At 67.8% G+C, this 14,753-nt stretch carries 11 protein-coding genes; 10 read left to right on the top strand and 1 reads right to left on the bottom strand.

The window, feature by feature from the left end:
* Nucleotides 1-3: 3 nt before the first annotated feature.
* Entirely contained in the window at nt 4-3,021 is a 3,018-nt protein-coding gene (locus N2K98_RS07470) for an alpha-mannosidase (protein ID WP_255865376.1), read from the top strand.
* A gap of 59 nt (nt 3,022-3,080) precedes the next feature.
* Here N2K98_RS07470 and N2K98_RS07465 read toward each other — a convergent pair whose 3' ends face one another.
* Entirely contained in the window at nt 3,081-4,247 is a 1,167-nt protein-coding gene (locus N2K98_RS07465) for an acetyl-CoA C-acetyltransferase (RefSeq protein ID WP_255865375.1), read from the bottom strand.
* 697 nt (nt 4,248-4,944) lie between these two features.
* Here N2K98_RS07465 and N2K98_RS07460 point away from each other — a divergent pair.
* The 9 genes from N2K98_RS07460 to N2K98_RS07420 all read left to right on the top strand — a co-directional run bounded on the left by N2K98_RS07460 (nt 4,945) and on the right by N2K98_RS07420 (nt 14,748).
* Nucleotides 4,945-5,568, top strand: coding sequence for a winged helix-turn-helix domain-containing protein (locus N2K98_RS07460; RefSeq protein ID WP_255865374.1), 624 nt, complete (start codon nt 4,945-4,947; stop codon nt 5,566-5,568).
* A 17-nt stretch (nt 5,569-5,585) separates the two neighbouring features.
* Nucleotides 5,586-6,884 carry an MFS transporter gene (locus tag N2K98_RS07455; protein WP_255865373.1) on the top strand — a complete coding sequence of 433 codons (1,299 nt, stop codon included), beginning with the start codon at nt 5,586-5,588 and terminating at the stop codon, nt 6,882-6,884.
* A gap of 85 nt (nt 6,885-6,969) precedes the next feature.
* Nucleotides 6,970-8,601 carry a peptide chain release factor 3 gene (locus N2K98_RS07450; protein WP_255797990.1) on the top strand — a complete coding sequence of 544 codons (1,632 nt, stop codon included), beginning with the start codon at nt 6,970-6,972 and terminating at the stop codon, nt 8,599-8,601.
* 126 nt (nt 8,602-8,727) lie between these two features.
* Entirely contained in the window at nt 8,728-9,156 is a 429-nt protein-coding gene (locus tag N2K98_RS07445) for a hypothetical protein (protein ID WP_255865372.1), read from the top strand.
* Between the two features lie 128 nt (nt 9,157-9,284).
* Nucleotides 9,285-10,694 (top strand): DUF6421 family protein, encoded by a 1,410-nt coding sequence (locus N2K98_RS07440; protein ID WP_255865371.1) that lies wholly within the window; start codon nt 9,285-9,287, stop codon nt 10,692-10,694.
* Nucleotides 10,691-11,464, top strand: coding sequence for an SDR family oxidoreductase (locus N2K98_RS07435; RefSeq protein ID WP_255865370.1), 774 nt, complete (start codon nt 10,691-10,693; stop codon nt 11,462-11,464). The genes N2K98_RS07440 and N2K98_RS07435 overlap by 4 nt, the downstream gene beginning before the upstream one ends.
* Before the next feature lie 35 nt (nt 11,465-11,499).
* The gene (locus N2K98_RS07430; protein ID WP_255797994.1) at nt 11,500-12,582 is read left to right on the top strand and encodes a threonine aldolase family protein; all 1,083 of its coding nucleotides are present in this window, start codon (nt 11,500-11,502) and stop codon (nt 12,580-12,582) included.
* Nucleotides 12,583-12,704: 122 nt separating this feature from the next.
* Nucleotides 12,705-13,328 carry a DUF3000 domain-containing protein gene (locus N2K98_RS07425; protein WP_255766576.1) on the top strand — a complete coding sequence of 208 codons (624 nt, stop codon included), beginning with the start codon at nt 12,705-12,707 and terminating at the stop codon, nt 13,326-13,328.
* A gap of 82 nt (nt 13,329-13,410) precedes the next feature.
* Entirely contained in the window at nt 13,411-14,748 is a 1,338-nt protein-coding gene (locus N2K98_RS07420) for an HRDC domain-containing protein (RefSeq protein ID WP_255797995.1), read from the top strand.
* Nucleotides 14,749-14,753 lie beyond the last annotated feature (5 nt).

Below are 14,753 nucleotides of genomic sequence, written 5' to 3'. Positions count from 1 at the left end.
CCGGTGCACGCAAACCGCGAACTTGTTGAAGCCCGCATCAGCCGGTTCCTGAGGGAACGGCTCGAACCTGCACGGTGGCGTGACCGGCGGCCGCTGGACATTGCCGCCTGGACGGAACCGGGCGAACCGGTGTCCTTCGGGGAAGCAGCAGGCCGGGAATTCCTCCCCTTCAATGCGGGCCAGGCCTGGGGCGCCCCGTGGGACACCACATGGTTTCGGGTCAGCGGAACGGTACCCGATGGCTGGGCCGAAGCGGACGACGTCCGGCCCGAACTGGTCATCGATCTGGGGTTCAACGGCGATGGCCCGGGTTTCCAGGCCGAGGCGCTTGTCTACACGGAGCAGGGAGCGATAGTAAAAGCGGTGGAACCGCGGAACCTGCATGTTCCGCTCCCCCACCGGCCGGGCGAAACCTTCACCTACTACGTCGAGGCCGCGTCCAATCCCAACGTGATCGCGGGCTTCACTTACGCACCCACTCCCATGGGCGACCGGACGACGTCGGGCAGCGCCCCACTGTATGTGTTCCGCGCCGCGGACCTCGCCCTGCTGGACGTCCCGGCCTGGAACCTGGCGAGGGACTTCTGGACCCTTAACGGGCTAATGCATGAGCTGCCCATGGACCTGCCCCGCCGGTACGAAATCCTGCGCGCCATGGAACGCGCTGTCGATGCGGTTGACCCCTCCGACATCCCGGGCACCGCCGGCGCCGGCCGGGCCGCGCTGGCCGCGGTGCTGGCCAGCCCGTCGTATGCGAGCGCGCACCGGATCTCCGCGGTGGGACACGCACATATCGATACGGCCTGGCTGTGGCCTGTGCGGGAAACCGTCCGCAAGGTTGCCCGGACCTTCGCCAATGTGCTGGAGCTGATGGATCACGAACCCGAGTTCGTTTTCACTGCCTCCTCAGCCCAGCAGTATGCCTGGCTGAGGGACCACTATCCGGACCTGTTTGACCGGGTCGCAAAAAAGGTGCGCAGCGGACAGTTCGTGCCCACCGGCGGGATGTGGGTGGAATCGGACACGAACCTGCCCGGCGGTGAAGCGCTGGCGCGGCAGTTCGTGGCCGGAAAGCGCTTCTTCCGGGAGGAGTTCGGGGTGGACCCCGAGGTGGTCTGGCTGCCCGACTCATTCGGGTACTCCGCAGCGCTGCCGCAGATCGCCCGGGCCGCAGGCGCCCGGTGGTTCCTTACGCAGAAAATCTCCTGGAACGAAACCAACACCATGCCGCACTCCACGTTCCTCTGGGAGGGCATCGACGGCACCCGCCTGTTCACGCACTTTCCGCCCGTGGACACCTACAACTCCGAGCTCTCCGGCCAGGAACTGGCCCGTGCACAGCGCCAGTACGCCGAGAAGGGCTTCGGGAACACGTCCCTGGTTCCGTTCGGGTGGGGCGACGGCGGCGGCGGCCCCACGCGGGAAATGCTCGCCGCGGCGGAGCGCACCGCGGACCTGGAAGGGTCCCCGCGGGTGCGGCTTTCCAGCCCGGAACGGTTTTTTGCCGCAGCCGAGGAGGAACTGGCAGTGCCTCCGGTATGGTCCGGGGAGCTCTACCTGGAGTTTCACCGCGGCACCTACACGAGCCAGGCCAACACCAAGAAGGGCAACCGGCGCAGCGAGCACCTCCTGCGGGAAGCCGAGTTGTGGGCAGCGACTGCCACGGTGCGCACCGGCGCCGCGTACCCCTACGACGTGCTGGAACAGTCTTGGCACACGGTCCTGCTCCAGCAGTTCCACGACATCCTGCCCGGCACCTCCATCGCCTGGGTGCATCAGGAAGCCGAGCGTAACTACGCCCGGGTGGCGGCAACACTTGAGGCGGTGATCGAGGACGCCGCCGGGACCCTGTTGGGCAGCGGCGACACCTTGGCGGTGCTGAACGCGGGGCCGTATCCGCAGCAGGGCGTGCCCGCGGGAGGTGCGGCAGCGGCGTCGGCTTTTGCGGAAAGCTCCGGCAGCTGGGAACGCACCGACTCCGGCTGGCACCTGACGGGACCCCGCCTTCGGCTGACCGTGAACGACGCCGGACTGTTTACCTCCCTGATTGCCGACGGCCGGGAAGTGTTCCTTCCCGGCAGGCCCGGGAACCACTTCCAGCTCTTCCGCGACGTCCCCAACCAATGGGACGCCTGGGATCTGGACGCACACTACCGGTTCAGCAGCACCGAGCTGATGCAGCCCGACGCCGTAAAGCTGGAGGATGATGGCCGGGTGTTGAGCATCGAGCGGTCTTTCGGCGCTTCCACCTTGGTGCAGCGCATTACGCTCAGCCCGGAGGGTACGGCGGTGGACCTCACCGTCGATGTGGATTGGCACGAGCGGCAGAAGCTGCTCAAACTCGCCTTTCCGCTGGACGTGCACGCGGACCGCGCGGCGTCGGAAATCCAGTTCGGCCACCTCTACCGCCCCACCCATGCCAACACCTCCTGGGACGCGGCGCGCTTTGAAACTGTGGCGCACCGCTGGATCCACGTCGGGGAGCCCGGATTCGGCGTCGCTGTGGCCAATGACCGGACCTACGGGCACGATACGATCCGGGACGAGGTGGACGGGCGGACCTGCACCACGGTCCGGCTGTCGCTGCTGCGCGCTCCGGTGTTCCCGGATCCGGGCACGGACCAGGGCCCTCACCGGTTCCGGTTCTCGCTGCGTCCGGCTGCGGGGATCCCCGAGGCAGTGTCGGAGGGATACCGGCTGAACCTGCCGCTGCGCACGGTATCCGGAGTTGATGCCGCCGATACCGTCCCGCTGCTGGCAGTAGACAATCCCGCGGTGGTGATCGAGGCGGTGAAGCTCGCGGAGGACCGCAGCGGCGACGTCGTCGTCCGGCTCTACGAGGCGTTCGGCGGGCGGGCGACGGCGCAGGTCACGGCCGGTTTCGGCTACTCCTCAGTTGCGGCGACGGACCTGCTGGAGCGACCGGTGGACTCTCTGGCCGTGGGCCGTGCCGGAGACGGCGGGGTTCAGTTGTCGCTGCGGCCTTTCGAGTTGGTGACGCTGCGCTTCCGGGTCGGTTGACGGGCCGGTCCCCGGACAGTTGCGTCCGGGGACCGGGGACATGGGGCCCGACGCCGCCGCTACAGCCGGAAGCCCTCGTCCAGCCGCTCGATGATGGTGACGTTCGCCTGGCCGCCGCCCTCGCACATGGTCTGCAGCCCGTAGCGGCCGCCCGTACGTTCAAGCTCATGCAGCAAGGTGGTCATGATCCGGGCTCCGGTGGCCCCGATCGGGTGGCCCAGGGCGATGCCGCCCCCGTTCACGTTGACCTTGTCCATATCCACGCCGAGTTCACGCTGCCAGGCGAGCACCACGGAGGCGAAGGCCTCGTTGATTTCCAGCAGGTCCATATCCTCGATGCTCATGCCGGTGCGCTTCAGTGCATGCCGGGTCGCCTCGATGGGGGCGCTGAGCATCATGACCGGATCATCCCCGCGGGCCGAGATGGAGTGGATGCGGGCCCGCGGCTTCAGACCGTACCGGCGCACCGCATCCTCGGAGGCAAGCAGCAGGACGGCGGCGGCGTCGGAAATCTGGGAGGAGGTGGCAGCGGTGAGGTGCCCGCCCTCGGCCAGCGGGGCCAGGGTGGCAATCTTCGCGCGGTCGGGGTCACGGGGCCCCTCGTCCGCGGTGACTCCGTTCATCGCCAGGATTTCCCGGTCGAAGCGTCCCTCGGCCTGCGCGGCGATGGCGCGTACATGGGATTCGACGGCGAAGTCCTCCATCTCCTCGCGGGTCAGCCCCCACTGCTTCACCATCATTTCAGCGCCGATGAACTGCGAGATCTGCTGGTTCCCGTAGCGCTTTTCCCATCCCACCGAGCCGGCGAACGGGTTCGGGAAGCCCAGCTCCTTGGCCGCCGAGTTGGCGAAGGACAACGGGACGGAGGACATGCTCTGCACGCCGCCGGCAATCACGAGATCGCTGGTGCCGCTCATGACGGCCTGCGCCGCGTAGGACACGGCCTGCTGGCCGGAGCCGCACTGGCGCTCCACGGTGGTGCCGGGAACGCGTTCGGACAGACCCGCTGCCAGCCAGGAGGTGCGGGCAATGTCCATGGCCTGCGGTCCCACCTGGTCAATGGCGCCGAGGATGACCTCGTCATACTCTTCGGAGTCGATCCCTGCGCGCCGGACCGTTTCGGCAATCACGTGCGCGGCCAGGTCTGCGGGGTGGATTTTGCTCAGTCCCCCGTTGCGCTTGCCGACGGGAGTGCGGACGGCGTCGATGATGAACGCTTCAGCCATAGTCGAGGGCCTTTCGTCGTTGTAAGGCAGGTTTGTTGCCAAGTCCTCGGGACCCGGGTTCGGCACTGAATACAGAAGCCATGTGCCGTGCACCACAATAGGTGATTCCGACGCGCGGGTAACCAGACCGGCGGTATGTGCCCGGCCGTGCCGCGAGCTGGGCTGTGTCCTCCGGGCCGGAATCCCCTCTGGGGTTGTGCACTGCATCCCAGTCCGGGTCCCTGCACTTTGTCCGCATCCCCGCAGTTTGTCCGGATCCCACCCGGGTCCCTGCACTTTGTCCGGATCCCCGCGGTTTGTGCACTGCATCCCAGTCCGGGTCCCTGCACTTTGTCCGGATCCCCGCGGTTTGTCCACTGCATCCCAGTCCGGGTCCCTGCACTTTGTCCGGATCCCCACGGTTTGTCCGGATCCCTGCGCCGCGCGGAGCAGGGATTGCGACATTCCGCAGGGATTACGACAAACCGCAGGGATTTCGTCGACGCTGGCCGCCGGACGCCAGCACGGGCCACCCAATCCCCGCGACCCCGCGAAGCGCACCGACCCCACCTAATCCCCGCGACCCCGCTCCGGCGGCGGTCCCCGCACCCAATCCCCGCGACCCCGCTCCGGCGGCGGTTCCCGCCCCCATCCCTGGCCGGAAACCCCCACCTAAAGAACCCTTGCTAAAGACTTCTTTAGCATCTAGCCTCAAGCCATGACCCAGACCCCGGACCCAGCACCCGGCCCGAAACGGCGCGCGGCAACCCCGGGAGCATCCGGCGAGCAGGTGTTCGCGGATCCGGTGCAGATCCGTGCCCTGGCCCATCCGGTCCGGCTGGAACTACTCGGGCACCTGGACGACGCCGGAACGGCCACCGCGACCGAGTGCGCCGCAGCCCTCGGCGAATCCGTAGCCAGCTGTTCCTACCACCTGCGCATCCTGGCCAGGCACGGTTACATCGAACAGGTCCAGCAGCCGGGACGGGAAAAGCCGTGGAAGACGGTCGCGCTCCACCGGTCGCACGTCATCGATCCGGAGGCGCCCGGCTCCGTGCACGCGGTTTCCGCCGTGGCCGCCATAGAGGTGGACCGCCAGCTGAGACGGATCCAGTCCTGGCTCCGCCGCTCCCCCGGGCTTCCCCCGGAGGACCTCGAGGTGTCCACGGTGCACGAGGCCCGTGCCTACGCCACCCACGAGGAAATCCTGCAGCTGCGCCAAGACCTGTGGCAGCTGGCCCGCCGCTTCGAAGGCCGCTGGGAGAACCCGGGCCAACGCCCCGAGGGAGCAGTCCCCGTCCGCCTGTTCTCCGTCCTCAATGTTGACCCGGGGCAGGAGTGACAACGACGCCGCCGGCCGTGGGCACCAATCGCGACGTTCTGCGCGTCCCCGGGTTCCGAAGACTCGCGTTTGCCTGGGTATTCTCCAACTTCGGCGACTCGGTCCTGTTCCTGACCGCCGCAATCTGGGTCAAACAGCTCACCGGCAGCGACGCCGCGGCAGGCCTCGTCTTCGCGGCCCTCGGCCTGCCCGCGCTGCTGGCACCCTTCACCGGCCGGCTGGCGGACCGGTACCGGCACCGACCGCTGCTCATCTTCAACAACCTGGGCGCCGGCGTCGTGATCCTGGCTCTCCTGGCCGTCCGCGGCGTCGACACCGTGTGGCTGGTTTATGCGGTTATCTTCGTCTACGCCATTTCCTCCTACATCACCGCAGCCGCCCAATCCGGACTGCTCCGCGACCTGCTGGACACCCGCCTCCTCGCGCCGGCCAACGGCATCCTGAGCAGCATCGACCAGGGACTGCGCATCGTTTCGCCGCTGGCTGGAGCCGGAATGCTCGCCCTCTGGGGAATGCACACCGTTGTGCTGCTTGCCAGCGCCTGCTTCCTTGCGGCCGCGCTGATCCTGGCCACCCTGAAACTGACCGAAACGGTCGCCGCCAGGGACGCCGGTGAGACGTTCTGGCGGAGCACGACGGCGGGTGTCCGTTTCATGGCCCGGCACCGCCTGCTCAGCCGCGCCCTGCTGACCCTGGGTATCGCCATGGGTGCCACCGGAATCCTCAACGTGACCATCTTCGCCACGGTGGAGCAGGGCCTGGGCAGGCCGCCGGAATTCCTTAGCGTGCTGCTGGGTGCGCAGGGAGTCATGGCTGTTCTGGGCGGGCTCACGGCAAGCCTGGTGATCCGGCGTTTCGGTGTCCGCCGCTGCATGGTCTTCGGCGTCGCCCTGCTCGCCGGCGGCGTATTGACCACCGCGCTCACCTTCCTGCCCCTGGTGCTGGCCGGCGCTGCCGCGGTCGGCACGGGCGCTTCGTGGATGGTCATCGCCTTTGTCACGCTGCGGCAGGAAGAGACACCGCCCGGCATGCAGGGCCGGACCGCCGCCGTGACGCAGGTAATGACCAACCTCCCCCAGGTCGCAGCCTCGATGCTTGCCGCGGTGCTGATCGGGCTCCTGCCCTACCAGGTGCTGGTGATGGCCATGAGCGTCGGCTGCCTGTTGGCGGCGGCGCCCCTGCTCTCCCGGCACGCACGGTCGGCCGTCCCGGCAGTCGCGGGCGAACCGGTAGTCACAGGCGAACCGGCAGACGCAGGCGACGACGACGGCACCGGCACACCCGTCCGGGCGTTCGACGGGCGACGGGTAGAATGAAAAAGCTGTGTTCTGAGCAGCCGGCTGCCGGGGAGAAGTCCCGCCCGACAAGCAGTCCCACCCACCAGAGTCTGAAAGCAGCGGAGTGTCCCAACAGGTTTCCACCCCCGTCAGCGCCACCGCCACCAAAGAGATCGTCAAGGAATCCGCCCGCCGGCGTACCTTTGCCGTGATCTCGCACCCCGACGCCGGTAAGTCCACGCTCACCGAAGCGCTGGCCCTGCACGCCCGGGTGATCGGCACGGCCGGTGCCACCAACGGCAAGGAAAACCGCCGCGAAACGGTCTCCGACTGGATGCAGATGGAAAAGGACCGCGGCATCTCGATCAGCTCCACGGCCCTGCAGTTTGCCTACCGCGACACCGTAATCAACCTGCTGGACACCCCCGGCCACGCCGACTTCTCCGAGGACACCTACCGCGTCCTTGCAGCCGTGGACTGCGCCGTGATGCTGGTGGACGCCGCCAAGGGCCTGGAAACCCAGACCATGAAGCTCTTCGAGGTCTGCCGCTCCCGGAACCTGCCGATCATCACCGTCATCAACAAGTGGGACCGGCCCGGCCTGGACCCGCTGGCCCTGATGGACGAAATCACCGAACGCACCGGCCTCGAGCCGATGCCGCTGACCTGGGCCGTGGGCATCGCCGGCGATTTCCGCGGTGTCTGGGACCTGCAGAAGGACGAATACGTCCACTTCGAACGGCAGAACTCCGGTGCCTCCCTCGCCAAGGAAGACCACTTCACCCCCGAGCAGGCCCTGGAACGCGAAGGCGACGTCTGGACCGATTCGCTGGACGAAGCCGAGCTGGTCATTGACGGCCGCGAGTTCGACCGCAACAAGTTCCTGGACGCCAAGGCCACCCCCATCCTCTTCTCCTCGGCAGCCCTGAACTTCGGCGTGAAGCAGATTCTCGACGCCCTGGTGGACCTCGCGCCGTCGGCCTCCGCCCGCGAGGACAAGGACGGCGGGCTCCGCCCCGTCGAGGCGCCGTTCTCCGGCTTCGTGTTCAAGGTCCAGGCCGGCATGAACAAGGCCCACCGCGACCACGTGGCGTTCATCCGCGTCTGCTCCGGCATCTTCGAACGCGGCATGGTGGTCACGCACTCCAACACCGGCAAGACTTTCGCCACGAAGTACGCCCAGCACCTGTTCGGCCGCGAACGCGAAGTCATCGACCAGGCGTACCCGGGCGACGTCGTCGGGCTGGTCAACGCATCTGCCCTGCGCGTGGGTGACAGCCTCTATGTCGAGGAACCGGTGGAATACCCGCCCATTCCGTTCTTCTCCCCCGAACACTTCCGCGTCGCGCGGTCCCAGGACCCCAGCCGCTACAAGCAGTTCCGCCGCGGCATCGACCAGCTCGAGCACGAGGGCATCATCCAGGTGCTGCGCTCGGACCGGCGCGGCGATCAGGCACCGGTCCTGGCAGCCGTCGGCCCGATGCAGTTCGAAGTGGTCGAGGACCGCATGACGCAGGACTTCAATGCGCCCATGCGCTACGAGCAGCTCTCCTACTCGCTGGCCCGGCTCACCACTGCCGACGCCGCGGAAATCCTGTCCAACGTGCACGGGGCCGAGGTCCTGGTACGCACCGACGGCGCCTATGTGGCCGTGTTCAACGACGTCTGGGCGCTGCGCCGGGTGGAAAAGAACCACCCGGAGGTGTCCCTGACCGTCATCGGCACCGAATCACCTAACAGCAGCCGCGGCTACTAGGCGCTGCTGCCCACCTGCCGTCGGCATCCGCGAAAAGATCCTCCCCCCGGGGGTGCACCATTCGGTTCCTTTGTGCGCTAGCCTGCCCGAATGATGCATAACGGGATAGTTGCATGCTGTGCACTCTTGGCTGCCTCACTGCTCACGACGGGGTGCGGGGGCGGCGCGGACGCGGTGCCGGCCGACCCGGCCGCGTCCCTGGACCCCGCGCTGCCGGGCCAGACTGCGGTGCAACCTGCCCCGCAGACCGGATGTCCGAGCGGCGCGGACGCCGTGCCGACCGATCCGGCCGCCCCCGTAGAACCTGCACCGGCGGTCCAGTCTGTCCCGCCGGATGAGGCGGCCTCGGAGGCAACGCCTACGGACCCCGATCCGTGCGGGCTGTCCAGCGCCCGCACGGCACCACTCGACGAGACGGGGTACTGGACGCAGGAACGTATGGATAGCGCCACCTCGGCTCCGATGCCCGTCGAGAACGAGCCCCGCCGAGAAGGCAGCCGTTCGCCGTCCGACCCAAGCGAGACCATTGGAGTGACCCCTGCCACATCCCGTTGAGCATAAGCTTTACTAATTGCTCCGGTGCTTTCAGGTAAGCGTTAGGAATTTGTGAGTATGCTGGCCGCAACTACTCCATCTGCCGCCCCCGGTCTCACGGGAAGGCCCTTCCCGGAAGGCACAGCACCATGTCCTCCTCAGTTTTCCCTTGCCTGTCCCGCCCGGTTTTCGCCGCCGTTACCGGGGACGTCCGGCCCGAGGAATCCGAAGCCTGGACCGCACTGAAACAGGCGGCCACTGCTCTTCAGCCGCTCCAGAACAAGAACGGCTCGGTGGATCCGGAATACCACGGGCAGGCCGCCGAATTGATTGGAACCGTTGCCGCTGCCGTCACCGCACTGGCTCCGGCTTTCCCGCACGACGCCGAGTACCTGCACCTCGTGGTGGAGGACTTTGAACGCTGGGTAGCCGGGGGACTGGAACAGGAACCCGATTTCCTCGATTCCCTGATGGCCTTCGCCCCGCAGCGGGACCGCGTGAACGGGCTTGCCCACCTGGTGGTCTTCCCCATGTACACACAGAACGGCTCCACCAACCGCCTCGTGGAAGCCGTGCTGATCGAGGTCATCTGGCCTGAATTCGTCGCCGAACTCGAGGCCGGCGAGTACTCCAACGGGCTCTTCGTCCCCATCCGTTTCCTGGACTTCACCCCCGGTTACGACACCAACTCCGCGGTGCTCTTCCCGGAAACCGTGGCCGTGCGCGAAACTCCCGCCTTCACCTGGGGCGCGATCTTCGCCGACCGCGAGGCCGCCCGTTTCCGCAAGGTCCTGGCCGCCGCAGCGGACATCACCTCGCTGCAGCTGCCCGCCGAGGCCGCCGAACTGCTGCACAACCAGCAGCTCACCGAGGAAACCTTCATCATGTGGGACCTCATCCACGACCGCACCCACATGCGCGGGGACCTCCCGTTCGATCCGTTCATGATCAAACAGCGCATGCCCTACTTCCTCTACTCCCTGGAGGAACTGCGCTGCGACCTCACCGCCTTCCGCGAGGCCGTGAAGATCCAGCACGACGAGGACGCCCCCGAGGAAACCCGCCGGCACGCCCGGCTGGTCCAGTACGCGGTGATCTTCGACCGCATCTTCCGCTTCGCGATCACCGGCAGCCGGGTGCGCAACTACGACGGACTCGGCGGCCAGCTGCTCTTCGCCTGGATGCACCAGAACCACGTACTCCACTGGACCGACGGAAAGCTGAGCATCGACTGGGAGGAAACGGCCGACGTCGTCGTCCGCCTCGGTGCGGAAATCGAGGAACTTTACTGGCGTTCCATCGACCGGCCCAAGACGGCGCACTGGCTCGCGGCGTACGATCTGGTGGCAGGAACCCTGACACCGAACCCGGCCTCGGTCTGGGCACAGGGCCCGCAGGCGCTCCCGCTGGACGGACCGCCGCGCGGACTTACCGACCAGGTGCTCGACGACGAGTTCCCGCTCTCCATGTTCTATGAGGCCCTGTCCAAGAAGATGGCCCCGGTCATCGAGTCCACGGCCGGGATCACCGGCTACAGCACGGGAGGCACCCCCGAATGAGCACCGAACCCGGCACGGCAGCAGAGACCGCCGCGGCCCCGCTGAAGGGCCGGACCGTCCTGGTGGCCGGCGCCGGGAGCCCCTCCGGCACCGCCGTCTGCGAAGCCCTGGAGGGGGCAGGTGCCAAGGTGGTTGCGGTAGGCCGCGATGCCGCGCGGCTGGAGAACACACTGTTCCGCCTTTACGACGCCGACCTGCGCACCTGCGACCTCAGCGACACCGGGGAGGTGGCGGCCCTCGCGGCCGACATGCAGGAAATCTACGGCGGGATCGACGGCCTGATCCACCTCGTGGGCGGCTGGCACGCCGGTACCGGCATCGGTTCCCAGAGCGAGGCGGACTGGGACTTCCTGGAAACGAACATCCTGCGCACCCTGCGCAATGTCAGCCGCAGCTTCTACGACCAGCTCGAGGCCTCCCCGGACGGACGGCTGGCGATCGTTTCCTCCACGGCGGTGGAGTCCCCCACAGCTGCCGGAGCAGGATACGCGGCTGCCAAAGCCGCGGCCGAAGCATGGGTCCGGGCCATCGCCGCGGGTTTCCGCAGCGCCCAGTCCGGACGGAAGGAAAACCCGGAACCCCAGCGCTCCGCCGCCGTCGTCTTCGTGGTCAAGGCACTGGTGGACTCCGCACAGCGCGCCGCTGCCCCGGACCGCCGGTTCCCCGGCTACACCGACGTCGCAGACCTGGCCGCCGCCGTCGTCCGGCTCTTCCAGCAGGACGCCGCCGAGGTCAACGGGCAGCGGATTCACCTCTCCCCGGAGAAGTGACCTGAACTACATCAAGGTAAGAGATACTAGGAACCGTGACTGACATACTCCCCCTGCACGACACCGCAATTAAGGCTTTTGCTTCCGACAACTACTCCGGTGTCCATCCGGAAATTCTCGCGGCGCTCACCGCCGCGAACCAGGGCCATCAGGTGGCCTACGGCGAAGATGTGTACACCGCCAAGCTGCGCGAGGTTCTGACCGACCAGTTCGGCAAGCACATCCGTGCGTTCCCCGTCTTCAACGGCACCGGCGCGAACGTTATCGCCCTGCAGTCACTGCTGCCCCGCTGGGGTGCCGTCATCTGCCCGACGACGGCGCACATCAACGTGGACGAAAACGGCGCCCCGGAGCGGATCGGCGGCATGAAGCTGCTGGGCATCCCCACCGACGACGGCAAGCTCACCCCCGAGCTGATCGACCGCGAGGCGTGGGGCTGGGGCGACGAGCACCGTGCCCAGCCGCTGGCCGTGTCCATCACCCAGTCCACCGAGCTCGGCACGCTGTACACGGTGGAGGAAATCGCCGCCATCGCGGACCACATCCACGCACGCGGCATGAAGCTGCACATGGACGGCGCGCGCCTGGGCAACGCCGCCGCAGCGCTGGGCGTGTCCTTCAAGGAGATGACGGCCGACGCCGGTGTGGACATCCTCTCCCTGGGCGGCACCAAGAACGGGATGATGTACGGCGAATGCATCATCACCTTCGACCCCGAGGCCTCCCCCGGACTGGACTACCTGCGCAAGATGAACATGCAGCTGGCCTCCAAGATGCGGTTCATCTCCGCCCAGTTCATCACCCTGTACGGTACGGACCTGTGGCACCGGTCAGCCTCGCACGCGAATGCCATGGCGAGCCGGCTCCGGGCCGCCGTCGAGCAGATCGACGGGGTGGAAATCACCCAGCCCAGCCAGGTCAACGCTGTCTTCGCCAAGCTGCCCGCCGGGGTCGCCGACCGGTTGCGCGGCGACTTCCGGTTCTACGACTGGGACCAGTCCACCGGTGAGGTGCGCTGGATGTGCACCTTCGATACCTCCGAGGATGATGTTGATGCCTTCGCTGCGGCCATTGCCCGCGAAGTCGCTGCGGATCCGGCACCGCTGGCCGCACGCTAAGCCGATGTTGCCTGCCGTCCGGCCGCTGGCGCGGAGCGGACGGCAGGTAACGAAACGGCCACAGCGGCGAGCCTGCCCCGCCCCCGGCGCTGCACAGCCAGTAGTCTGCGGAGGTGAGTGCAATAGGTGACCTGTCCCAGGTACCCCCGGATTTCCTGACCGCGCTCGGCGCCCTGCGCCGGGCGGCCTGCCGGGCGGAGCTGAAGCTGGAAGAAATCCCGGCACCCACGCGCCTGGCCCCGTATGCCGTCTCACTCGGCGCCGAGGTGCTCGCTCCCGGACCTGTCGGTCCCGGCAGCCTGCACGGACCCGCAGCCCCGCCGGTCCCCGATCAACTTGAGCTGGCCACCGGACGCTTCATACTGCTCCACGATCCCGCAGGTTCCCCGGTCTGGAACGGCACCTTCCGCATCGTCACCTATATCCGCGCCGAGCTGGAACCGGACATGGGCAATGACCAACTGCTTGGCTCAGTCGCCTGGACCTGGCTGGTGGAAGCGCTGGAGCAGCACGATGCCCGGTATTCCATGGCCGGCGGAACGGCCACTCGGGTGCTGTCGGAGAGTTACGGAACCCTCGAGCGCCGGGACGATTCGATCGACATAGAGCTCCGCGCCTCCTGGACCCCGGCCGACGCCGACGTGCAGTCCCATCTGGAAGCCTGGTCAGACATGGTATGCACCTTCGCCGGCCTGCCCCCGCTGCCCGACGGCGTTACGCCCCTTCCCGGCCGACGCCGGAGCTGAGCGCGCACCTGCCGCGGCGGCGGACCCGGCGGCTGTCCCTGCTGTCCGCAGCCACGGCCTTCCTCGGTAGAATGGAATCCTTATGACCGCGCACATACCCGGCAAGACCGAAAATCAGTCCAGCACCACACCCGACCCAGCCGGGGAACAACCGGAGCCGCAGCCGATTCCGGTGCTGGAAATGCCGCGGGACGGTGTGCCGCTGGTCATTGATTCCCAGCGCGGCCTCGAACGGGCCGCAGCCGCCCTGGCTGCGGGAACCGGGCCGGCCGGCGTCGACGCCGAACGCGCCTCCGGATTCCGCTACGGCCAGCGCGCGTTCCTGGTCCAGATCCGCCGCGAAGGCGCCGGTACCTGGCTGATCGATCCGGAAGCCTTCGGTGACCTGCGCATCATCAACGAGGCCCTGAGCGGCGTCGAATGGATCCTGCACGCCGCGACGCAGGACCTGCCCTGCCTTTCGGCGCTGGGCATGTGGCCCGACAAGCTCTTCGACACCGAACTTGCGGCGCGCCTCGCCGGCCTGCCCCGGGTGGGCCTGGCCGCCGTCATCGAAACCCTGCTCGGCTTCTCGCTGGCCAAGGAGCACTCGGCTGCGGACTGGTCCACCCGTCCGCTGCCCGAACCGTGGCTGCGCTACGCCGCGCTCGACGTCGAGGTCCTCGCCGAGCTGCGCCTGGAACTGATCCGTGTGCTGGAGGAAGCCGGCAAGCTGGAACTGGCCGAAGAGGAATTCGAAGCCATCCGTACGGCTCCGCCGGCACCCCCGCGCGTGGACCCCTGGCGCCGCACCTCCGGGATGCACCAACTTCGGGACCGCCGCCAGCTGGCCGCCGTGCGCGAACTCTGGACCGAGCGCGAGCATCTTGCCGAACTGCGGGACACCGCACCCGGCCGGCTGATTCCGGATTCGGCCATTGTCGCCGCCGCCCGGGCCATGCCGACGACGGTGCCGCAGCTGCTCAAGACCCCCGGCTTCCACGGCCGTGCCGCGCAGAAGGAGGCGCCCCGGTGGCTCCGCTGCATCTCTGCGGCGCGCTCTTCCGCGGACCTGCCCCCGCTGCATATTCCTACCCACGCCCCGCCGCCTCCCCGCGTCTGGGCCAAGAATGATCCGGCTGCCGCCGCCCGCCTGCAGACCGCCAAGCCGCGGCTCACCGCCCTGGCGGAGAAGCTGAACCTGCCGCTGGAGAACCTGCTCACTCCGGACCATCTGCGGCGTCTGGCCTGGCGGCCGCCTGCCGAGATTAATCTGGAGACAGTGGGTGCTGCCCTGCGCGCACTCGGCGCCCGCGAGTGGCAGATCGAGCAGACCGCGGCCGTCCTCACCGTGGCTTTCCTCGATCCTGATCCGCTGGAGGAAAAGCAGGCTGAGGACAATTCCGGAGGGGAGCAACCGGCTCGTGGCCGGCGCCGCTAAACGCC

The sequence above is a fragment of the Arthrobacter jinronghuae genome, assembly GCF_025244825.1.
In the GTDB taxonomy this organism is placed as follows: Bacteria; Actinomycetota; Actinomycetes; order Actinomycetales; family Micrococcaceae; genus Arthrobacter_B; species Arthrobacter_B jinronghuae.
This window is presented reverse-complemented; position numbering and strand designations above follow the sequence as displayed.

What these genes read in the sequence shown, in the direction of transcription:
- N2K98_RS07465 (WP_255865375.1), bottom strand. Translation starts at nt 4,247, where the DNA reads ATGGCTGAAGCGTTCATCATCGACGCCGTCCGCACTCCCGTCGGCAAG.
- N2K98_RS07435 (WP_255865370.1), top strand. Translation starts at nt 10,691, where the DNA reads ATGAGCACCGAACCCGGCACGGCAGCAGAGACCGCCGCGGCCCCGCTG.
- N2K98_RS07440 (WP_255865371.1), top strand. Translation starts at nt 9,285, where the DNA reads ATGTCCTCCTCAGTTTTCCCTTGCCTGTCCCGCCCGGTTTTCGCCGCC.
- N2K98_RS07420 (WP_255797995.1), top strand. Translation starts at nt 13,411, where the DNA reads ATGACCGCGCACATACCCGGCAAGACCGAAAATCAGTCCAGCACCACA.
- N2K98_RS07460 (WP_255865374.1), top strand. Translation starts at nt 4,945, where the DNA reads ATGACCCAGACCCCGGACCCAGCACCCGGCCCGAAACGGCGCGCGGCA.